Raw genomic sequence first — 19,584 nt, 5'->3', positions numbered from 1 at the left:
GAACGCACCACCGCATCGGGCACCACCACCAGACACCCCCCATGCAGTAACGCACCCCAGATCTCCCACACCGAAAAATCGAACGCCAACGAATGACACTGACTCCACACCTGCCCGGCCCCCGGCAACAGACCCTCTGGCAGCGAGGCAAACAGCTGGGTCACATTGCGATGAGTAATCCCCACCCCCTTGGGCACACCCGTGGTACCCGACGTGTAAAGGATGTACGCCAGATCATCCCCACCGGGAAATACCAACTCCGAACCCGAATCACCCCGTACCCCAACAGCATCGACCACCACCACCGGCAACTCATAGCCCGCCAAACGCCCCGCCAGATCCGCCGTGGTCACCGCGGCCACCGGCCGGGCATCGCCGAGCACAAACTCAATCCGGGCATCCGAATGCCCGGCATCAATCGGCACATACGCCGCCCCGGTCTTCAGCACCCCCACCATCGCCACCACCGCAGCAACCGAACGCTCCACCAACAACGCCACCACACACCCCGGCCCCACCCCACCACCAGCCAACACCCCCGCCAACCGATCCGCAGCAACATCCAACTCCCCATACGTCAGCCGCTGCCCCCCACACACCACCGCAACCGCCTCCGGATTACCCCGCACCACACCGGCAAACAACTCCACAATCGACCCCAACCCCAACCCCGGCCCCGCCAACACCGCCCGATTACCCAACACATCCAACCCAGCACCCTCAGCACCATCCACCACCTCAACCGCAGACAACCGCCGCTGCGGATCACCAACCAACACCCCCAACAGTCTCTGCAGGCGTTGCGCTAAATCGGCGACATCGAAACCCGAAAAGGGCAGGCCAACGCCTGCAGTAACCAGAAAAAGCTGGTCACCATCTTTGACGAAGTAAAGGCCAAAGTGGTTTACCCGGCCAAAGCTGGTGTAGACAATCGATGCCGGCGCGCTGCCGAAAGGCGAGATGGTTACCGACGGGATGAAATTAACGGCGACCCTAGCCGCTCCCTGGTCCGCGCCGCGCGGACCACTATTATTCTCCAAGACGTGCACCGGAAATCGCTGATGCTGCAGTGCGTCTCGTATCCGATTTTCAACATGCCGACAAAAATCGGCAACTGTCGACGACGGCAAGGCCCTCAATGCCAGCGACACAAATCCACTGACCATCCCGGGGAATGTCTTGGACTGCTCGCCGACGCGCCTGCTAACCGGGAAATCGAGCGCCACGTCTGATCCGCCGGCACACCACTCACGCACCAGAAGTGCGCACGCCGCAGTGATCACCGACGAGCGACGGAGGCCAAGAAGCTTGCAGAATTCGTCGACTCGATGCAACACATCAGGGTCCAACTGAATTGGGGTTGAGGCCGGGTAAGAATCGGGCCGATTCGCGACTTGCCGCAACTGGTAACGCTGGTCATTTTCAGCCGGAAGATTCTCGCACCAATATGCCCGGTCTTCGAGGTATTCGCCGGAGTTCTCGTATTCTGACTCATAGTCAACCAGATCCCGCAGTGGGCCAAAAACGGCCGCGGGCGCAGGCTTACCCGAAATAAGCGCAGAGTAGACCTCGGCAATCCGTTTAGTGATAAGCACGGTACCGAATCCGTCGAGAACTATATGGTGGCTGCAGATGAACAAATGGAATTCATCAGACCGCGTTTGAAACAACGCAAATTTATACAGTGGGCCGGGCCACAGCGGTGTGCATTGAATGGAGGAAGCCAACCGGTAGGCATCGCGCACGGGATTCTGCGAGTGCCTGAGGTCATGACGTACAAGCTCTACATCCGGGTCATCAACTGCACTTTGGAAAATCTGGCCATCCACCTCGCAGAAAGTGACCCTTAGCGGTTCGGCCTCGTCCACCACCTGGCGGATCGCCCGGTCGACGACATCAGGATCTACGACACCCCTGATCGGCACGAACCAGCCCACCTGCCAGTCCGTCTGCGAACCACCGGTTTCCTGGGAAAGCCATATGTCCAACTGCCCCCGTGTCAGCGGAAGGGCAGGCTCGTAAAGCTCCATGCGGCCGCTAGAACCTCGCGGCCTTACGAATCGCGAGTGCGGCTAGGCGCCAGGCGGCGCAGGGCGGATAGCCGTCTCCCTCGCAGGGCAAATCGAGGAAACTGCTGCAATTTTCGTCGCCAAAAGGACCCACCGGCCTACCTCGCCAATCGAACGCCAACCTTGGCCGGCGTGCACTGGCGGCATACCTATGCTATAGCAACAGTAGCTGATAGCAATAGTTATTTTTGGCCTGATTATTAGGCCGGATGGGCTGCCGGTGCCCGGACAACCATCGGCACAGCCGGGAATGCCCATGCCATCTCCGAGCGCGACTTGCGTAGTGCGGCGGTGCCGTAACCCTTCTTGCGGTGCTCCGGGTGAATCCAGATCCGAACGTTCACCTCGCCGTGTACGAGCTCGCCGAACACCATGCCTACCTTCTCGCCGGAGTCGATCGCGACGAACCATGCGGCCTCTTCATCGTCAACGCGTCGCAACGCCGCGCGGATCTCGTCGTCGACGTTGCCCGCCGGCCCGCCGGATCCGTCGCCGGCGGCCTTGATGTCCTCGGTGCGCGTGACGAAGATGTCACGGTCCTCGCCGGCCGCAAAGGGCCGAAGCTCCAGGGTTTCCCCGGAACTGGCCGGACGCTCTTTGAGTGTGAAACTCAGCTGTTTGTTCAGGTCGTCGAGTTCGGCCAGGATCTTGGCCCGCGCGTCTTTGGTGAGTTGGGCGAACGACATCCCCATCACCGCTTCGGCGGCGACGTGAGAGGTGCCGAGCAACGCCACGATCGCCTCGACCGCGGCGGCCTTGTTCTTGGCTTCGACGAGGGCGTCGGCAACTTCATGCCGCCGTTCGACTCCGGCGAGCAGTGCATCTGCGATCTCGCGGCGGACGGCGGTCTGGTCGTGGTCGGTCATGGCATAAGAGTAGAGCGCCTCGCGCGTTAATGCGCTACCGGTTACGCCAGTCTGGAACCGCTGATTTCCAGGAACCGGTGATAGCGGTCCTTGGTCGGATCCAGCCAGCCTGGTTGGGGCTCCACGATGCGCTCGGTCCGTGCCCATCGTGCGGCGTCGGCGATCGTCGTCTCCAGGCCGGCCGCCATCCGGGCGAGGAAAGCCGCGCCCAGCGCAGCGCCTTCAGCCACCGCCGACACCGCCACCGGTCGCCCCGTCGCGTCGGCGATGGCCTGCATCCAGGGCCGCACCCGAGTACCGCCGCCACAGGCGACGATCCGCGCTACCGGCGCGCCGCTCAACTCGATCAGTTGGCGCACCACAAAGCCGGACGCCTCATACGCGGCGCGACGCAGGCACGCCGCGTCCTGGGTGAGGTCCAGGCCGTTGAGCGCGGCGCGGCGATCGGGGTCGTGCAGCGGCGTGCGTTCGCCGCGAATGTAGGGCAGCCACACCGGTATCCGGCGGGGGTCGGCAGTGGCTGGATCAGCTTGTGCCACCACGCTATCCACCCACCCGAGGAACAATCCGCCGGCATTGCTAGCGCCGCCGATCTGGCTCTTGCCGGCAGCGGTGTGTGGAATCGTCCAAAGACCAGGCATCTGACGGGCCTGGGAAATAGTCGTCCAGACGATCAACGTGGTGCCACACAGCACCAGCACGTCGCCGTCGTTATCGGCGCCGGCCACGATCTGCTCGCACAAGGCGTCGATGGCACCGGTCGCCAGGACGGTCTGGGTCCCGTGCACCTGGCCGGCGGGCGCGCCGAACGTCTCCACCCGCGGCATCCGGTCGACGGTCACGCCGCAATCGGCGCAGGCGGCCGGATTCCAGCCGGTGCCGTCGAAAAGCGGAAGGCTCGTTATCGCGGTGGCGAAGTCGATCACCGCCTCACCCGCCAGCGCGTAGTTTGCCACCGCCGGGGCAGGCCAGTAGCCGGCTGCGTCCGGAGCTTCGGCGGCCGTCCAGCGCAGAAACTCCGCGGCCTCGCCCACTGACGGCAACGGCTGAGCTTGCGCGCCGGGCACCCGCCCCCGGCTGTCGCCGTACAGCAGGCCCGGCGTGAGGGGCCGGCCGGCGGAGTCGACGGCGGTCATCGACGGCACCATCGCCGAAACGGCCACCGCCTTGGCGTCCGGCCGGGCCAGCTGCTCGAGGGCCGCCAACGGGCCACGCCGCCACGCCTCGTCGGCGTCGTGCTCCAACAGGTCGGGGGCGGGCACCCGCAATTCATGCGGGATCCGGACCCGCGCCACCACGTTTCCGTCCTCGTCGGCGGCGACCGCCTTGACCGCGGTAGTGCCGACGTCGACCCCGATAGTGACGTCCTCACGTGACACGGGCGCCACGGTACGCCAGCATTGGGTTTCGTGACGTCCCGACCGCGTGCCCTGGTGACCGCCCCATTGCGTGGACCGGGGTTCACCAAACTTCAGCAGCTAGCCGATGTGGTCTACGACCCCTGGATCGATCAGACTCCGCTGCGAATCTACAGCGCCGAGCAGCTGGCCGAACGGATAACCGCCGAATCCGCCGATGTCGTTGTGGTGGAGAGCGATTCGGTGAAAGGACCAGTGCTCGATCTGGGCCTGCGAGCGATCGCCTCGACACGTGGGGACCCCAACAACGTCGATGTCGCGGGAGCCACCGCGGCCGGCATTCCGGTGCTCAACACCCCGGCCCGCAACGCCGACGCCGTGGCCGAAATGACGGTGGCCCTGCTGCTGGCCACCACCCGCCACCTGTTGACCGCGGACGCCGATGTCCGCTCCGGCAACATGTTTCGCGATGGTTCCATCCCCTATCAGCGGTTCCGCGGCTGGGAGATCGCCGGCCTGACGGCAGGGCTGGTGGGACTTGGTGCCGTCGGACGTGCCACGCAATGGCGGCTGGCCGGGCTGGGCATGCGGGTCATCGCCCACGACCCGTACAACGACGACGCCCGGCACAGCCTGGACGAACTGCTGGCCGAGGCTGACGTGGTGTCGCTGCACGCACCCGTCACCGATGGCACTGCGGGGATGATCGGTGCCGCCCAATTCGCTGCCATGCGCGACGGCGCCGTGTTCCTCAACACCGCCCGCGCCCAACTGCACGACACGGATGCTTTGGTCGACGCGCTGCGCACCGGCAAGGTGGCCGCCGCCGGCCTGGACCACTTCGCCGGCGAATGGTTGCCGACCGACCATCCGCTCACCGGCCTGCCCAACGTCGTGCTAACCCCACACATCGGCGGGGCCACATGGAACACTGAGGCGCGGCAGGCGCAGATGGTGGCCGACGACCTGGACGCGCTGCTATCCGGCAACACGCCCACCCATATCGTCAACCCGGAGGTGCTGGGCCCATGAAATCTGTCGACAACGCCCAAGCCGCGGTCCTGGCGGCGGCCAAGGCCATGCTGCGCCGCGGATTGGTCGAGGGAACAGCGGGCAACATCTCCGCCCGGCGCTCCGACGGCAACCTCGTCATCACGCCGTCATCGGTCGACTATGCCGACATGCTGCTCGAAGATTTGGTGCTGGTCGACCCCGAAGGTGCTGTGCTGCAGGCCAAAGAGGGCCGCCAGCCGTCGACGGAAATGCAGCTGCACCTGGCCTGCTACCACGCGTTCGACGACATCGGCAGCGTCATCCACAGCCACCCGGTATGGGCCACCATGTTCGCCGTCGCGCACCAGCCCATTCCGGCCTGCATCGACGAGTTCGCGGTTTACTGCGGCGGGGACGTGCGTTGCGCCGAGTACGCCGCCTCCGGCACACCCGAGGTGGGCACCAACGCGGTCAAAGCCTTAGAAGGCCGCGGTGCCGCCCTGATCGCCAACCATGGTCTAGTGGCCGTCGGACCGCGGCCCGACAAGGTGCTGCACATCACCGCCCTGGTCGAGCGGACCGCCCAAATCGTTTGGGGAGCGCGTTCTCTCGGCGGCCCGGTGCCAGTCCCCGAGGATGTGAACCGCAACTTCGCCGGCGTGTATACCTATTTGCGCGGACTGTGATGACACGGCTTGCGCTGGGCCGCGCCAGTGTGACGCGGGTTGTTGAACTTCGATTCGACTTGGGAACAAGCTTTTTCCCGAAGACTCCGCAATCGGGATGGCGGGACAATGCCGACCTGCTGGTGCCCGACTTCTTCAGCCCGGAGACCGATCAGTGGCACATTGCGGTCCAAAGCTGGGTCATCGAGGTCGACGGTCTCACCGTCGTCGTCGACACCGGTGTCGGCAACGACCGCCACCGTCCGCAGATGCCGCCGCTGGATCACCTCAACACCGGTTTCCTTACCGCGTTGCAGGCGGCGGGCGTCGACCGCAACGCCGTGGACGTGGTGGTCAACACCCACGTCCACTCCGATCATGTCGGGTGGAACACCATGGCGGTCGACGGCAGCTGGGTGCCGACGTTCCCCAACGCGCGATACCTGTTGGCTGCCGCCGACTTTCGCCATTTTGCGCCGGACGGGCCCGCGACCGGCGACGACCACTTGGTATTCGCCGACAGCGTTGCACCCGTCGAGGACGCCGGACAGCTCATCCAGTGGTCGGACGACTACCAGATCAGCCCGTCGCTGCGACTGCGGCCCGCCGCCGGGCACACACCGGGCTCCTCTGTGCTCTGGCTCGATGCGGGCCGACCGGCGGTCTTCGTCGGCGATCTCACCCACAGCCCGCTGCAGCTGCGGTTACCCGGACACCCCTGCGCTTTCGACGTGGATGCCGACGCGGCCGCCATCACCCGGCGCCGGATACTCACCGAGGCCGTAATGGCAAACGCCGCAGTGATACCCGCGCACTACCCCGGCCGCGGCGGCGCAACCCTGCGCGCCGTTGCCGACCGGTTCGACGTCGACCGCTGGCTGGATCTCGAGCCGCTCTGAAGCGGGCGAGCACGCCACTGCCGAGGGGAGGTGCCGTGCATCCGGCCGAACAGTCGGCTGAAGTACGCGGGGTCCAGCATTCCGACGCGTCTGGCGACCTCGGCGACCGGAAGATCTGTTTGGGCCAGCAGGTCGCGCGCTTCGGCCATGCGGCGCTCGATGATCCACTGCTGGACGGTTCGGCCGGTGCGCCGCCGCACGATGGTGGTCAAATGTCCCGGCGTCATGCCGACTTCTCGCGCCACGTCGCTCAGCGACAACGGCTCGCCATGCCGCCGGTCGACCACCGCGAACACCTCGGCCAGCAGCGGCTCCCCGCTACTGCGCAGATCGGCCACCACGTCGCGGGCCAGCCGCGCCAGATCGATCAGTAGCAGGGTCAGGTGCGCCAGCACCGCCTGCCGATAGCCGTCCTGCGCCGCGGTCAGCTCGGATTCGATGGATCGAATTGTGTTGTGCCATAAGGTTTGCCGCGACGACGGCACTTCCAGGCGCAGCAATCCGCCCGCGCTGCCATGCAAAAATGGGAAGAGCAACGGATGCGACCGCCAGGCCGGCCACGGCGATCGCGCGTCTTCACCGAGCGCGGCCGGATCGAAAAGCACCGCTACCCCGCCGCCCACCGGGTCGATCCGGCCGGGATCGAGTACCTGGCCCGCGGCAGCAACATACGCCACACCGGCAACGGTGTCGTACCAGAGCGCCGGGAAATCATGAATGTGCCGATGCAGCTCCACCGGGTCCTTAACCGGGTCGCCGCTTCGGATCACCGTCACCGGGGGCGTCTGCGGATCGGTTCGATACTGGTAAACCGGCACGCCGTCGTGGTGGCGGATCAACCGAGCAGCATGCGTCACGCTGCCAAAGATAGTCCTAGTTTCGGCAAGGATCACCCAATTGTGCTTGCGTACCGGGGCTCACTATGGACTCTGTGACCAAACATCATCCACATGACTACCTTCCGGCCACCCGCCACGACGCGCTCCTGCCCTGCTACGACCCACTGGCCCGCCTGCTGGGCCTCAACCGGGTCTACAAAAAACTGATCGCACAGGCCGAAGTCACTGACGGGGATCGAGTCCTGGAAATCGGCTGCGGAACCGGAAATCTCACCATCTTGCTCAAACGTGACCAGCCCTCGGCCGAGGTCATAGGTTGCGATCCCGATCCCCGGGTCCTGCGCCGGGCGCAGCGGAAGGCAAGGCGACTGTCCGGCATCCGATTCGAGCGGGCCTACGCCCAGCGACTCCCCTACGCCGACGGCGAGTTCGATCGGGTGCTGTCGTCGATGATGCTGCACCACATCTACCAGGAGGCGAAACCCGCCGCGGTAGCCGAGATTTTCCGGGTGTTGCGTCCCGGCGGCAGCCTGCACCTGGTCGATATTCACGCCGACGGGATTCCCCAGCTGTTGGGCGCCGCGGGGTTCGACTGCACCGAAGTCAGCGCCTACCCGCACCGGGTGCTTGGCCGGCTTGTCCTCTACCGGGGCACCCGCTGATCGATAGCCACCTTTACCGCCCCGCTCTCGCCCTGGGTGGCGATCGCATAGAAGGCGTCGCGCCACTGGTCCAGTGCGAAGGTGTGAGTAAGCATGGGGCGCAGATCAATCCGGCCCGTCTCGACCAGATCGAGGTAGTGGGCGACGGCATGCTGTCGCTGTCCGTCGACCTCCTCGATCCCGAAGGCGTTGGAACCGACCCAGCTGATCTCCTTGAAGTACAGCGGACTCCACTCCCAGCGGCCGGGCGCGTGCACACCGGCCTTGACCAGCGTCCCGCGCGCGGCGAGCACGCGTACGCCTACTTCGAACGTCTCCGGCTTGCCCACGGTGTCGTAGACGACATCGACGGCTCCGGGGTAAGCCATCGGCAGCCCGAGTAACGGCCGCCGCAACCGTCCCCCGCCCCAGGCCACCAACTCCTCGATGATGGCCAGACGCGGCTCGTGCGCAAGGACTTTGGCCGCCCCGAACGAGCGGGCCAGCGCGGCTTGCGCGTCGAACCGGGCGACGACGGCCACCGCCACGTCCGGATAGAGCGCCCGCAGGATCGCCACCGCACATAGTCCGAGCGCGCCGGCCCCGTACACCAGCACCCGGCCGGAGCGCGGCGGCGGGTGGCGCGTGATCGCATGCAGCGATACCGAAAACGGGTCGGCGAACACCGCGGCTTCGTCGGGAACCGAGTCCCCAACGGTGAACAGCATGCTGTCGTGAGCGGGCATCAACTCGGCGTATCCACCGGTCACGTCTGCTGAGACGCCGGTGTGGATGCCGGGCTTGATGTCGCCGTCGGTGAAGCTCCAGCACAGGCTGTAGTCGCCGCTCTGGCAGGCAGGGCACGGCGGCTCGATGCCGCGCGGGGCGCAGGACAGCCACGGATTGAGCACGACTCGCTGCCCGACCGCTAGACCCCGGGCCTGCGGGCCCAGCTCGACCACGTCGGCGACCACCTCGTGACCCATGACTTGCGGGAAGGAGCAGAACGCCGCCATAGCGTTGTCGGCATCGTCGGCACCGAAGTCCATCAGTATCTGCTTGGAGTCCGATCCGCAGATTCCGGTCAGTCGCGGCCGGGTGATGACCCAATCCTGGTGCAGCAGTACAGGTTCGGGCAATTGTCGCAGCGCGGTCGGCGTATGGGCCAAGTTCGCGGCCAATTGGTTGGCGGTCTGGGCAACCTCGAACGGCTCCGGCGCCACGCCATACACCAGAGCTTTCATTGCGGTGCCATCCCGGCTGCACCGGCGATGAACGCGTCGACGTCGGCATTCTTGGCGTCGACGACCGGTTTGAGGTCGGGCAGGTAATGCTCGAATCGGTCACTGCCCATGGCCGCGACGATGCCCTCGGCCACCTCCTCGGGCGCGATCTTGGGTCCCTGGTAGACGGGCTCGTCATTATCCGGCCGATCCCAGATCTCGGTGTCCACCGGCCCCGGCTGGATCAGTTTCACCACAACTCCGGTACCGGCCAAGTCGACCGCCAGCGCCTCGCTCCACCCGCTCAGAGCGAATTTGCTCGCACAGTAAGCGGATTCGTGGATGATGGCGAACCGGCCGGCCAGACTCGAGACGTTGACGATCAGCCCCGTACCGCGCGCCACCATCCGCGGCAGTAGCGCCAGGGTTAGCCGCATCGGAGCGAAGAAGTTGACCCGCATGACGGTCTCCACCTCGTCGGGCTTGAGCGCGGTGACGCGCCGGCGCTTCGGCGTAGCGGCGTTGTTCACCAACACGTCGATGCCCCCCAGACCGTGCCAGGCCTGCAGCGCCAGCAGACCGACGGCGGCCGAGTCGTCCAGATCGGCGACCCACATCGCCGAGTTCGGCGACGCCGCGCGGCAATCGGCCAGGACCTCGGCCAACCGATCACGGCGCCGCGCAATCAGCCCCACCACCGCACCTTCGGCGGCCAGCCGCCGGGCCAGCACCGCCCCGATCCCCGAGGAGGCGCCGGTGATGAGGATCCGCTTGCCTGCCGTTTCGAACGACATCGCTCAAGGTTGCCGCGAAGCTGCCCGGTTGGGAAGCCCCACGCGATATTTGTTATATTTGCTAAATATCCAATTTCGGGCATTCTCTTTGAACGGGGCAACACATGACGGCAACGGGCTCGGCCAGACATGAAGGCGACACCTGGGACCTGGCGTCCAGCGTCGGGGTGACCGCGACCATGGTCGCCGCGGCGCGCGCGATGGCCACCCGCGCGGACGAGCCCCTCATCAACGATCCGTTCGCCGAGCCCCTGGTGCGCGGCGTCGGCGTGGAGCTGCTCACCCGGCTGGCGACCGGGGACCTCAACCTGACCGACCTCGATGACGACCCAAATCGTCCGATCAGGTCGATCGCCGAAGTGGCAGAAAATATCTCGGTCCGCACCAGGTTCTTCGACGAGTTCTTTCTGGACGCGACGCGGGCGGGTATCAAGCAGGCGGTGATCCTGGCGTCGGGCCTGGATGCGCGCGCCTACCGGCTGGAATGGCCCACTGCGACTGTGGTCTACGAAATCGACCAGCCTCAAGTGATCGAGTTCAAGTCCCGGACTCTGAGCGAGCTCGGCGCGGCTCCCACCGCGGACCGGCGCGCGGTGGCCGTCGACCTACGCGAAGACTGGCCGGCCGCATTGCGCGCGGCGGGCTTCGATCCGGCCCAGCCCACCGCCTGGATCGCCGAAGGCCTACTCGGATATCTGCCGCCCGAAGCCCAGGATCGCCTCCTGGATACCGTCACCGAGCTCAGCGCGCCCGGCAGCCGCGTGGCTACCGAAAGCATGGCCGCCGCCGGCGACGAGAACCGGATTAGACAACGCATGCAGAACATGTCCGACCGGTGGCGCGCACACGGCTTCGACGTCGACATGACTGGACTGCTCTACTTCGGGGAGCGCAATGAGGCCGCGGCCTACCTGTCCGACCATGGCTGGTTGACCACGAGCCTGCCCCTGCACGAGCTGCGTGCGGCCAACAACCTTCCCCCCCTCGACGACGAGGATATGTCAACGGGTGAAATGCTCTACATCAGCGGCACGCTGTACAAGACCCGGAGCTAAGCCCGAGATAGGACTGACATGCCACGCAGCCACGACGATCACTGGGATCTCGCGTCCAGCGTCGGCGCCACCGCGACCATGGTCGCCACGGGCCGTGCGATGGCCACGCGGGATCCGCGCGGTCTGATCAACGATCCGTTCGCCGAACCGCTGGTGCGTGCCGTCGGCATCGACTTCTTCAGCAAAATGATCGACGGCGAGCTCGATTTCGATGCGGTCGAAGACGATTCAAAGGTGCGCGTGCAGGCGATGATCGACGGAATGGCGGTGCGCACCAAGTTTTATGACGACTACTTCGTCGAAGCGACGGCCAGCGGCATCCGGCAGGCGGTGATCCTGGCGTCCGGGCTGGACGCGCGCGCCTACCGACTGCCCTGGCCGGCCGGGACGGTGGTGTATGAACTCGACCAGCCACGGGTGATCGAATTCAAGACGGCGGCGCTGGCCGACATCGGCGCCGAGCCCACCGCGACCCGCCGCGCCATCCCCATCGACCTGCGCGGCGACTGGCCGGCGGCACTGCAAACGGCCGGCCTGGACCCCGCGGCGCCGACGGCGTGGCTGGCCGAAGGCCTGCTGATCTACTTGCCGCCGGATGCCCAGGACCGGCTGTTCGACGACATCACTGCGCTGAGCGCACCGGGCAGCACGGTTGGCACCGAGTTCGTACCTGGCATAGTGGATTTCGACGTGGACCGGGCCCGGGAAATGTCCGGGCGGTTCCGCGAGCACGGAGTCGATATCGATATGGGGTCGCTGGTCTATGCCGGCGAACGCAACCACGTCATCGACTACCTGCGCGCCAAGGGCTGGGACGCCGACGGTGTGACCCGAAGCGAACTGTACCGGCGCAACGGCATAACCGTGCGTCCGCTCGAAGAAGACGACCCGCTGGGTGAAATCATCTTCATCAGCGGTGAGCTGCCCGGTTAGCGCTAGAAGCGCGACTCCCCCAGCCACAAGGCGCTTGCCCCACGACTGAGTAGCGCGCCCAACGCTTCCGGTATCCACGCCGCCGCGGGTTGCGACGACGTGCGCGGGCGGATCACGTCCAGCAGCGACGAGCCCGGATAGTTGACCAGGCGGACGTCGGTGTCTTCGTCGAATCCGGCGAGCACCTTTGCCCGGCGCACCGCGGTTTCCAGGCCACCCAATTCGTCGACCAAACCACGTTCCAGGGCGTCCGCGCCGGTCCAAACCCGGCCTCGCGCAACGACATCCACCGCTTCGATGCTGAGGTTGCGGCCCTGCGCGACGCGCTCCACGAAGTCGGTGTAGTACAGGTCGGCCTCGGCCTCACGGTGTGCCTGCTGCTCGGGAGTAAAGGGTGCGTCGATCGACCAGGCATCGGCATTGGCGTTGGTACGCACCGTATCCGAGCGCACACCGAGCCGGTCCTTGAGGTCGCGCACGACCAGCTTTCCGGTGAGCACGCCGATCGAACCGGTGATCGTAGCGGGATTGGCCACGATCGCGTCGGCGCCCATCGAGACGTAGTAGCCGCCGGACGCGGCGACCGCGCCCATTGACGCCACTACCGGCTTGCCGCGCTCGCGTGCCCGCTTCACCTCGCGCCAAATGGTTTCCGATGCGGTGACCGAGCCGCCGGGACTGTCGACCCGCAGCACGATCGCCGACACCGAATCGTTGGCGGCCACCTCCCGCAACGCTGCCGCGACGGTGTCCCCGCCGGCGTTGGAGGGACCGAACGGCAGAAACTGCGGTCCACCGCGTCCGCTCACGATGGTGCCCTCGAGAGTGACGACGGCGATGGTTGGCTTGGACCGCCGGCCCGGAATCGACGGCGCCGGCGGGGCCAGCCGGGACCGGGCCGAATTAGCGTAGCGCGCCAGGTACATCCGCGGCGGCTTCTCGTCGGTGTCGTCCGATTCATCTGAATCATCTTGCGCACCAACCAATTCCGCGATGCGCGCATAGGCTTCGTCACGGAATCCGATCCGGTCGACCAGGCCGGAGGACACCGCGTCGTCGCGCAACAGCGGGGCCCGGTCGGCCAATTCGTCCAGCGCGGCCCGATCGATATTGCGGGATTCGGCGACCGCCTGCCACACCTGGTCCTGCAGGCTTTCCAGCATCCGAGTGACGGCCTCGCGGTGGGCCTCGGTAAACCCGTCCTCGGTGAAAAGGTTTGCCGCGGACTTGTATTCGCCGCGCGCCACGAACTGGGCTTCGATACCCGCCTTTTCCAGCGCATCGCGCAGGAACATGGCGTTGCTTGCGAAGCCGATCAATCCGAGGGTGCCCGACGGCTGCATCCAGACCTCACCGAACGCCGAGGCCAGATAGTAGGCCAGGGTGCCCGGGTAGGTTTCGGCCCAGGCCAGCGACGGCTTGACTGCGCTGAAAGCCGCGATCGCCGCGCGCAACTCCTGTACGACGCCCGGCGGCGACGGGGCGAGCTGGACGCGGGCGATGAGCCCGGCGACCCGAGGATCCTCGGCGGCACGGTGGATCGCGGTGACGGCGTCGCGCAGCGCCATCGGCCGGCCGGCCCCGGTGACGATCGCCAGTGGATCGAAACCCGTCGTCTCCGGCGGCGTGCTGCGCAGGCTCAATTCGAGCACGCAGCCGTTGGGTACGCCGTGGTGGCGGGCGGTATCCACCCTGTTGACCAGGGCCCGCATCTCGTCGACACCGGGCAGGGAAGGCAGAAAGGCGAACATCTCTGCAGCGTACCGACCGGCCTGGCAAACCAGCCCCGTACGGTGGTGAAGTGAGGTTTTCGATCGCCATCCCCCAACTCGATGCCGACGGCTTTGACGGTGCCGGACTGCGCTCCTATCTGGCGCGAGCCGACGAGCTCGGATTCGAGGGCGGCTGGGTGCTCGAGCAGATCATCGGCGACGCGCCGCTGTTGGCGCCTTTGGAGTTGCTGGCCTATGCGGCGGCGTGCACGCAACGGCTGCGTCTGGGCGTAGCCGTCCTGGTGACCTCGTTACACGATCCGTTGCAGCTGGCATCGGCGGCCACGGCCGTCGACCGGCTCAGCCACGGCAGGCTCGACATCGGCGTCGCACCCGGCGGCGGGTTCCGCAGATTCGAGGCGTTCGGCGTGGAAAAGGCCACGCATATAAGCTATTTCACCGAAGGCTTGCAATTGATGAAGGCAGCCTGGTCCGACGAACCCAGGGTTACGTTCCACGGCCGCTTCCGCCATGTCGACGATCTGCCGATTCAGCCCAAGCCGGTGCAGCGACCGCATCCGCCGATCTGGTTCGGCGGCTCGGCGCCCAAGGCACTGGCCCGGGCGGTTCGCCACGGCGACGCGTTCCTCGGCGCCGGCTCGTCGACCACGAGCGCCTTCGCCGAGAGCGTCGCGGTCGTGCGCGCCGAACTCGCCGAACAGCACAAGGACCCCACGCAATTCACCATCGGCAAACGGGTGTATTTGATGATCGACGACGATGCCGACCGGGCTCGCGAACGGGTGCTGGCCGGACTGCGCCGCATCTACGGCAAGATGGCCGGTATCGATGCGGTGCCGGTGTCCGGAACACCCGACGACGTGGTCCGCGGGCTAAACGAAGTGATCGACGCCGGGGCCGAAATGTTGTTGCTCAACCCCGCTGGCCCTGACGTCGCACAGAACCGCGAGCAGATGGAACGCCTTGCCGCAGAAGTGATTCCGCGGCTCGGCTAACCCAATCTCGGCTCAGAGCTCGGTGGCCGAGCCGCCGGCGGCGGTGATCTTCTCGCGTGCGCTGCCGCTGAACTTGTGCGCGGTCAGGTCCACCTTCACGGTCAGTTTGCCGTCGCCGAGGACCTTGACCAGAGCGTTCTTGCGAACGGCGCCCTTGGCCACCAATTCGTCCACGCCGACCGAACCGCCCTGCGGGAACAGCCGGTTGATGTCGCCGACGTTGACGACCTCGTATTCGGTGCGGAAACGGTTACGGAAGCCCTTGAGCTTGGGCAGGCGCATGTGGATGGGCATCTGCCCGCCCTCGAAGGTCGCCGGCACGTTCTTGCGGGCTTTGGTGCCCTTGGTGCCGCGGCCGGCCGTCTTGCCCTTGGAGCCCTCACCGCGACCCACTCGCGTGCGTGGGGTTTTCGACCCCGGCGCAGGCCGCAGGTCGTGCAGCTTGATGGTCACTTAGCCTCCTCCACCTCAACCAGGTGGCTCACCACTGCGATCAGCCCACGCGTTTGGGGGTTGTCCTCGCGGATCACCGAGTGGCGAATCCGGCGCAGGCCCAGCGTGCGCAGGCTCTCGCGCTGCTTCCAGCGCGCCCCGATGGTGCTGCGCACCTGAGTGATCTTCAGCTTTGCGTCGCTCATGGTTGTGCTCCCGGAGTTTGCGCCTCGCGTGCGGCCGCGCTGGCCAGCGCGTCACTTTCGCGCCGCGCTCTGAGCATCCCAGCCGGAGCGACGTCCTCGATCGGGAGACCACGCCGAGCGGCCACCTCCTCGGGCCGCTGCAGCAGCTTGAGGGCGGTGACGGTGGCGTGCACCACGTTGATCGCGTTGTCGCTACCGAGCGACTTGGCCAGGATGTCGTGCACCCCAGCACATTCCAGCACCGCGCGCGCCGCACCACCGGCGATCACACCGGTACCCGGGCTGGCCGGGCGCAACAGCACCACGCCCGCAGCCGCCTCACCCTGCACGGGGTGGGTGATGGTGCCGCCGATCAAAGGCACCCGGAAGAAGCCCTTGCGGGCCTCCTCGACGCCCTTGGCGATCGCGGCCGGAACCTCTTTGGCCTTGCCGTAGCCGACGCCGACCATGCCGTTGCCGTCACCGACGATGACCAAAGCGGTGAAGCTGAATCGCCGACCACCCTTGACCACCTTGGACACGCGGTTGATGGCGACGACCCGCTCTAGGTAGTTGCTCTTTTCGCCGTCGCGATCCCGATCACGACCGCCGCGGCCACCGCCGTCGCGTCGGCCGCGGCCGTCACGCGAGTCACGGCCGTCGCGGCTGTCTTGGGCGCCCTGCCCGCCAGCCGACTGCTCCGCCATTATGCGGTCCTCCCGTTCATCAGAAACTCAATCCGTTCTCGCGCGCGGCATCGGCCAGCGCGGCGATCCGTCCGCCGTAGGTGTAGCCACCGCGGTCGAACACCACGGTGTCGATGCCGGCTGCCTTGGCCCGCTCGGCGATCAACTGTCCGACCCGCACGCTGCGGGCCTTCTTGTCCCCGTCCAGACCGCGCACATCGGACTCGATCGATGAGGCAGCGGCCACGGTGGTGCCGTTGAGGTCGTTCACCAGTTGCACGTGAATGTGCCGCGAAGAACGGTTGACTACCAAGCGTGGACGTTCCGCGGTGCCGGCGACCTTCTTACGCAGCCGCGCGTGCCTGCGCAGCCGAGAGACCCGTCGGGTCGCGGAGACTGTTTGCGCCATGACTACTTACCTGTCTTTCCGACCTTGCGGCGGATCTGCTCGCCTTCGTAGCGAACGCCCTTGCCCTTGTACGGGTCGGGGCGACGCAACCGGCGGATATTCGCCGAGATCTGGCCGACCTTCTGCTTGTCGATGCCGGAGACGCTGAACTTCGTCGGCGTCTCGACCGCGAACGTGATGCCCTCGGGGGCCTCGATGACCACGGGGTGGCTGTAGCCCAGTGCGAACTCCAGGTTGGAACCCTTGAGCTGGACGCGGTAACCGACGCCGTAGATCTCCATCTTGGTGGTGTAGCCCTGCGTCACACCGGTGACCAGGTTGGACACCAGCGTGCGGGACAGGCCGTGCAGCGAGCGGTTGTGCCGCTCGTCGTCGGGCCGGGTGACGATGATCGCGCCATCGTCGTTGCGCGCCACCGTGATTGGCTCGGCGACGGTCAGATTCAGGGTGCCCTTGGGCCCCTTGACCGAGACGTTCTGGCCCTCGATCGTTACGTCGACTCCGGCGGGAACCGGAACCGGCTGCTTACCAATGCGCGACATTATCTGTCTCCGTGTCTCTCTCCGACTACCAGACGTATGCGAGGACTTCGCCGCCCACGCCCTGTCTGGCTGCCTGACGGTCGGTGAGCAGGCCCGAAGACGTCGAAATGATCGCCACGCCAAGGCCACCGAGCACGCGCGGCAGGTTGGTGGACTTCGCGTAGACCCGCAGACCGGGCTTGGACACCCGTCGCAGACCGGCGATGCTGCGTTCGCGGCTGGGCCCGTACTTGAGCTGGACGACCAGCGACTTGCCCACCCGAGCGTCCTCGGTGTGATAGTCGGTGATGTAGCCCTCTTTCTTGAGGATCTCGGCGATGTTGGCCTTGATCTTCGAGTGCGGCAAGCTCACTTCGTCGTGGTACGCCGAGTTGGCGTTGCGCAGACGGGTCAGGAAGTCTGCGATCGGGTCCGTCATCGTCATGTCGTTAGTCCCCCGTCACCAGCTGCTCTTCTGCACGCCGGGCAGCTCGCCCGCATGCGCCATCTCGCGCAGGCAGATCCTGCATAGCCCGAACTTGCGGAATACCGCGCGCGGGCGCCCGCACTTGCTGCAGCGCGTGTAGCCGCGCACCGCGAACTTGGGCTTGCGTGCGGCCTTGTTGACCAGTGCCTTCTTTGCCATCTGCTCAGTTCTCCTTGAAGGGGAAGCCGAGGGCCCGCAACAGCGCTCGTCCTTCGTCGTCGTTCGTCGCCGAGGTGACGACGTTGATGTCCATGCCGCGGACCCGGTCAATCTTGTCCACGTCGATCTCGTGGAACACCGACTGCTCGGCCAGGCCGAAGGTGTAGTTGCCGACACCATCGAACTGCTTGGGCGACAACCCGCGGAAGTCACGGATACGCGGGAGTGCGATAGAGGTGAGCCGGTCGAGGAACTCCCACATCCGGTCACCGCGCAGGGTGACCCGGGCGCCGATCGGCATGCCTTCGCGCAATTTGAACTGTGCGATCGACTTGCGGGCCCGGCGGATCTCCGGCCGCTGCCCAGTGATCAGCGACAGGTCGTTGACCGCACCGTTGATCAGCTTGGCGTCACGGGCCGCTTCGCCGACGCCCATGTTGACGACGACCTTGGTCACCGTCGGGATCTGCATGACGTTGCCGTAGCCGAACTGCTTGTGCAGCGCGTCGCGAATCTCGTTGCGGTAGCGCTGTTTCAGGCGCGGCTGAGTCTTCTCTGCGGTAGTCATGCTCAAATGTCCTTGCCGTTGCGCTTCGAGATACGGACCCGTTTGCCGGTCTCCTCGTCCACCCGGTAGCCGATGCGGGTGGGCTTGCCGTCGGAGTCGACCACCATCACGTTGGAAACGTGGATCGGCGCTTCCTGGGTGACGATGCCGCCCGACCGCGCGCCACGCTGGTTGGTCGAGATCGCGGTGTGCTTCTTGATCCGGTTGACGCCCTCGACCAGCACACGGTTGCGGGTCGGGTAGGCCTGCAAGACTTTGCCTTTGGCGCCTTTGTCCTTACCGGCAATCACCAGCACGGTGTCGCCCTTGTGGACCTTCATTTACAACACCTCCGGGGCCAGCGAAATGATCTTCATGAATCGCTTCTCGCGCAGTTCGCGGCCGACCGGCCCGAAGATGCGGGTGCCGCGCGGGTCGTTGTCGGGCTTGATGATCACCGCGGCGTTCTCGTCGAACTTGATGTAGCTGCCGTCGGGGCGGCGACGCTCCTTGACGGTGCGCACCACGACGGCCTTGACGACGTCGCCGCGCTTGACGTTGCCGCCGGGGATAGCGTCCTTGACGGTGGCGACGATGACGTCACCGATGCCGGCGTAGCGTCGCGACGAACCGCCGAGGACCCGAATGCACAAGATCTCCTTGGCGCCGGTGTTGTCGGCGACCTTGAGCCGCGATTCCTGCTGAATCACTCGATCTCCTGACCTGGTTCACGTGTGCACGGCAAAAACGAGCCCTCTGACGTGCGCGGTCTTTGTCACCGAAGGGCACGCGGGGCCGGTAGCGATTGCACGCACCAGCCGAGGTCTGCCCAAGGCAACCCCTAGAGTCTAGGGGACGGCCAGCTCAGCGCCAAATTCACCGGCGATGTCCGAGCCCGTCCGGCAGTCTTTTGACGATCCGAATGCGTTTCATCGAGCGATGCGCAGTGTTGCCGCGACGAACGCGGGAGATCGAGGCGTTGGTTCTGAAGCGGCCCTGATCTTTCCGGGTCGCCGTCTAGAAGGGTGGTGGTTCGTCGTCGGGGTTGGGTGGGGGTAGGCCGAAGTAGTTGTCGGGGTCTGTGTGTCGGGTGGT

24 protein-coding genes are annotated in these 19,584 nt (G+C 66.0%); 7 read left to right on the top strand and 17 right to left on the bottom strand.

What is annotated here, in order from left to right:
• From AWC27_RS24325 to AWC27_RS24315, 3 genes are all read right to left on the bottom strand, one after another.
• Positions 1 to 2,030: AMP-binding protein (locus tag AWC27_RS24325; protein WP_139837189.1), on the bottom strand; the 2,030-nt coding region annotated here is incomplete at its 3' end.
• A 239-nt stretch (positions 2,031 to 2,269) separates the two neighbouring features.
• A complete protein-coding gene (locus tag AWC27_RS24320; RefSeq protein ID WP_085672825.1) occupies positions 2,270 to 2,935 on the bottom strand; it encodes a GNAT family N-acetyltransferase in 666 nt (221 codons plus the stop codon).
• A gap of 41 nt (positions 2,936 to 2,976) precedes the next feature.
• Positions 2,977 to 4,314, bottom strand: a complete 1,338-nt coding sequence (locus AWC27_RS24315) for a xylulokinase (RefSeq protein ID WP_085672824.1) — start codon at positions 4,312 to 4,314, stop codon at positions 2,977 to 2,979.
• Between the two features lie 30 nt (positions 4,315 to 4,344).
• Here AWC27_RS24315 and AWC27_RS24310 point away from each other — a divergent pair, with 30 nt between their 5' ends.
• The 3 genes from AWC27_RS24310 to AWC27_RS24300 are packed head-to-tail and all read left to right on the top strand — an operon-like array spanning position 4,345 to position 6,850.
• Positions 4,345 to 5,325 carry an NAD(P)-dependent oxidoreductase gene (locus AWC27_RS24310; protein ID WP_085672823.1) on the top strand — a complete coding sequence of 327 codons (981 nt, stop codon included), beginning with the start codon at positions 4,345 to 4,347 and terminating at the stop codon, positions 5,323 to 5,325.
• Positions 5,322 to 5,972, top strand: coding sequence for an L-fuculose-phosphate aldolase (locus AWC27_RS24305; RefSeq protein ID WP_085672822.1), 651 nt, complete (start codon positions 5,322 to 5,324; stop codon positions 5,970 to 5,972). The genes AWC27_RS24310 and AWC27_RS24305 overlap by 4 nt, the downstream gene beginning before the upstream one ends.
• Positions 5,972 to 6,850: an MBL fold metallo-hydrolase gene (locus AWC27_RS24300; protein WP_085672821.1), complete on the top strand. Its 879-nt coding sequence runs from the start codon at positions 5,972 to 5,974 to the stop codon at positions 6,848 to 6,850. Before AWC27_RS24305 ends, AWC27_RS24300 begins: the two co-directional genes overlap by 1 nt.
• Here the strand turns inward: AWC27_RS24300 and AWC27_RS24295 are convergent.
• Positions 6,766 to 7,707, bottom strand: coding sequence for a helix-turn-helix transcriptional regulator (locus AWC27_RS24295; protein ID WP_085672820.1), 942 nt, complete (start codon positions 7,705 to 7,707; stop codon positions 6,766 to 6,768). The two genes, AWC27_RS24300 and AWC27_RS24295, sit on opposite strands and share 85 nt — an antisense overlap.
• A 74-nt stretch (positions 7,708 to 7,781) precedes the next feature.
• On the opposite strand from AWC27_RS24295, the gene AWC27_RS24290 reads away from it, so the two are divergent.
• Complete coding sequence (locus AWC27_RS24290; protein ID WP_372516887.1) at positions 7,782 to 8,351, top strand: class I SAM-dependent methyltransferase; 570 nt, start codon at positions 7,782 to 7,784, stop codon at positions 8,349 to 8,351.
• Here the strand turns inward: AWC27_RS24290 and AWC27_RS24285 are convergent.
• Positions 8,333 to 9,574, bottom strand: coding sequence for a zinc-dependent alcohol dehydrogenase (locus AWC27_RS24285; protein WP_085672818.1), 1,242 nt, complete (start codon positions 9,572 to 9,574; stop codon positions 8,333 to 8,335). The two genes, AWC27_RS24290 and AWC27_RS24285, sit on opposite strands and share 19 nt — an antisense overlap.
• Positions 9,571 to 10,347, bottom strand: a complete 777-nt coding sequence (locus AWC27_RS24280; RefSeq protein ID WP_085672817.1) for an SDR family NAD(P)-dependent oxidoreductase — start codon at positions 10,345 to 10,347, stop codon at positions 9,571 to 9,573. The genes AWC27_RS24285 and AWC27_RS24280 overlap by 4 nt, the downstream gene beginning before the upstream one ends.
• Positions 10,348 to 10,451: 104 nt before the next feature.
• Here AWC27_RS24280 and AWC27_RS24275 point away from each other — a divergent pair, with 104 nt between their 5' ends.
• Both AWC27_RS24275 and AWC27_RS24270 read left to right on the top strand, forming a co-directional pair.
• Entirely contained in the window at positions 10,452 to 11,402 is a 951-nt protein-coding gene (locus tag AWC27_RS24275; RefSeq protein WP_085672816.1) for a class I SAM-dependent methyltransferase, read from the top strand.
• Between the two features lie 18 nt (positions 11,403 to 11,420).
• Positions 11,421 to 12,335, top strand: coding sequence for a class I SAM-dependent methyltransferase (locus AWC27_RS24270; protein WP_085672815.1), 915 nt, complete (start codon positions 11,421 to 11,423; stop codon positions 12,333 to 12,335).
• Positions 12,336 to 12,337: 2 nt separating this feature from the next.
• Here the strand turns inward: AWC27_RS24270 and sppA are convergent, their stop codons facing one another.
• A complete protein-coding gene (gene sppA / locus AWC27_RS24265; protein ID WP_085672814.1) occupies positions 12,338 to 14,086 on the bottom strand; it encodes a signal peptide peptidase SppA in 1,749 nt (582 codons plus the stop codon).
• A 50-nt stretch (positions 14,087 to 14,136) separates the two neighbouring features.
• On the opposite strand from sppA, the gene AWC27_RS24260 reads away from it, so the two are divergent.
• Positions 14,137 to 15,063: an LLM class flavin-dependent oxidoreductase gene (locus AWC27_RS24260; RefSeq protein ID WP_085672813.1), complete on the top strand. Its 927-nt coding sequence runs from the start codon at positions 14,137 to 14,139 to the stop codon at positions 15,061 to 15,063.
• Positions 15,064 to 15,075: 12 nt separating this feature from the next.
• Here the strand turns inward: AWC27_RS24260 and rplO are convergent, their stop codons facing one another.
• Genes rplO through rplN form a run of 10 tightly spaced genes read right to left on the bottom strand, consistent with a single transcriptional unit; the run spans position 15,076 to position 19,199 of the window.
• Positions 15,076 to 15,516, bottom strand: a complete 441-nt coding sequence (rplO, locus tag AWC27_RS24255) for a 50S ribosomal protein L15 (RefSeq protein ID WP_083116095.1) — start codon at positions 15,514 to 15,516, stop codon at positions 15,076 to 15,078.
• A complete protein-coding gene (rpmD, locus tag AWC27_RS24250) occupies positions 15,513 to 15,701 on the bottom strand; it encodes a 50S ribosomal protein L30 (RefSeq protein ID WP_083116096.1) in 189 nt (62 codons plus the stop codon). The genes rplO and rpmD overlap by 4 nt, the downstream gene beginning before the upstream one ends.
• On the bottom strand, positions 15,698 to 16,387 hold the full coding sequence (rpsE, locus tag AWC27_RS24245) for a 30S ribosomal protein S5 (protein WP_085672812.1): 690 nt from the start codon (positions 16,385 to 16,387) through the stop codon (positions 15,698 to 15,700). Before rpsE ends, rpmD begins: the two co-directional genes overlap by 4 nt.
• Positions 16,388 to 16,406: 19 nt before the next feature.
• A complete protein-coding gene (gene rplR / locus AWC27_RS24240; RefSeq protein WP_085672811.1) occupies positions 16,407 to 16,775 on the bottom strand; it encodes a 50S ribosomal protein L18 in 369 nt (122 codons plus the stop codon).
• Positions 16,776 to 16,777: 2 nt separating this feature from the next.
• On the bottom strand, positions 16,778 to 17,317 hold the full coding sequence (rplF, locus tag AWC27_RS24235) for a 50S ribosomal protein L6 (RefSeq protein ID WP_085672810.1): 540 nt from the start codon (positions 17,315 to 17,317) through the stop codon (positions 16,778 to 16,780).
• A gap of 25 nt (positions 17,318 to 17,342) precedes the next feature.
• Positions 17,343 to 17,741, bottom strand: coding sequence for a 30S ribosomal protein S8 (gene rpsH / locus AWC27_RS24230; RefSeq protein ID WP_083116100.1), 399 nt, complete (start codon positions 17,739 to 17,741; stop codon positions 17,343 to 17,345).
• A gap of 15 nt (positions 17,742 to 17,756) precedes the next feature.
• A complete protein-coding gene (locus tag AWC27_RS24225) occupies positions 17,757 to 17,942 on the bottom strand; it encodes a type Z 30S ribosomal protein S14 (protein ID WP_011739072.1) in 186 nt (61 codons plus the stop codon).
• A gap of 4 nt (positions 17,943 to 17,946) precedes the next feature.
• On the bottom strand, positions 17,947 to 18,510 hold the full coding sequence (gene rplE, locus AWC27_RS24220; protein WP_085672809.1) for a 50S ribosomal protein L5: 564 nt from the start codon (positions 18,508 to 18,510) through the stop codon (positions 17,947 to 17,949).
• A 2-nt stretch (positions 18,511 to 18,512) separates the two neighbouring features.
• The gene (gene rplX / locus AWC27_RS24215) at positions 18,513 to 18,830 is read right to left on the bottom strand and encodes a 50S ribosomal protein L24 (protein WP_085672808.1); all 318 of its coding nucleotides are present in this window, start codon (positions 18,828 to 18,830) and stop codon (positions 18,513 to 18,515) included.
• The gene (gene rplN, locus AWC27_RS24210; RefSeq protein ID WP_003403649.1) at positions 18,831 to 19,199 is read right to left on the bottom strand and encodes a 50S ribosomal protein L14; all 369 of its coding nucleotides are present in this window, start codon (positions 19,197 to 19,199) and stop codon (positions 18,831 to 18,833) included.
• Between the last annotated feature and the right edge of the window lie 385 nt (positions 19,200 to 19,584).

This window comes from Mycobacterium szulgai, assembly GCF_002116635.1.
Taxonomy (GTDB): domain Bacteria; phylum Actinomycetota; class Actinomycetes; order Mycobacteriales; family Mycobacteriaceae; genus Mycobacterium; species Mycobacterium szulgai.
This window is presented reverse-complemented; position numbering and strand designations above follow the sequence as displayed.

Excerpts from the sequence above, each read along its gene's own strand:
- AWC27_RS24300 (WP_085672821.1), top strand. The coding sequence starts at position 5,972 with ATGACACGGCTTGCGCTGGGCCGCGCCAGTGTGACGCGGGTTGTTGAA.
- rpmD (WP_083116096.1), bottom strand. The coding sequence starts at position 15,701 with ATGAGCGACGCAAAGCTGAAGATCACTCAGGTGCGCAGCACCATCGGG.
- AWC27_RS24305 (WP_085672822.1), top strand. The coding sequence starts at position 5,322 with ATGAAATCTGTCGACAACGCCCAAGCCGCGGTCCTGGCGGCGGCCAAG.
- AWC27_RS24225 (WP_011739072.1), bottom strand. The coding sequence starts at position 17,942 with ATGGCAAAGAAGGCACTGGTCAACAAGGCCGCACGCAAGCCCAAGTTC.
- rplR (WP_085672811.1), bottom strand. The coding sequence starts at position 16,775 with ATGGCGCAAACAGTCTCCGCGACCCGACGGGTCTCTCGGCTGCGCAGG.
- rpsH (WP_083116100.1), bottom strand. The coding sequence starts at position 17,741 with ATGACGATGACGGACCCGATCGCAGACTTCCTGACCCGTCTGCGCAAC.
- AWC27_RS24275 (WP_085672816.1), top strand. The coding sequence starts at position 10,452 with ATGACGGCAACGGGCTCGGCCAGACATGAAGGCGACACCTGGGACCTG.
- sppA (WP_085672814.1), bottom strand. The coding sequence starts at position 14,086 with ATGTTCGCCTTTCTGCCTTCCCTGCCCGGTGTCGACGAGATGCGGGCC.
- rplX (WP_085672808.1), bottom strand. The coding sequence starts at position 18,830 with ATGAAGGTCCACAAGGGCGACACCGTGCTGGTGATTGCCGGTAAGGAC.
- AWC27_RS24270 (WP_085672815.1), top strand. The coding sequence starts at position 11,421 with ATGCCACGCAGCCACGACGATCACTGGGATCTCGCGTCCAGCGTCGGC.
- rpsE (WP_085672812.1), bottom strand. The coding sequence starts at position 16,387 with ATGGCGGAGCAGTCGGCTGGCGGGCAGGGCGCCCAAGACAGCCGCGAC.
- AWC27_RS24285 (WP_085672818.1), bottom strand. The coding sequence starts at position 9,574 with ATGAAAGCTCTGGTGTATGGCGTGGCGCCGGAGCCGTTCGAGGTTGCC.
- rplE (WP_085672809.1), bottom strand. The coding sequence starts at position 18,510 with ATGACTACCGCAGAGAAGACTCAGCCGCGCCTGAAACAGCGCTACCGC.
- AWC27_RS24320 (WP_085672825.1), bottom strand. The coding sequence starts at position 2,935 with ATGACCGACCACGACCAGACCGCCGTCCGCCGCGAGATCGCAGATGCA.
- rplF (WP_085672810.1), bottom strand. The coding sequence starts at position 17,317 with ATGTCGCGCATTGGTAAGCAGCCGGTTCCGGTTCCCGCCGGAGTCGAC.
- AWC27_RS24280 (WP_085672817.1), bottom strand. The coding sequence starts at position 10,347 with ATGTCGTTCGAAACGGCAGGCAAGCGGATCCTCATCACCGGCGCCTCC.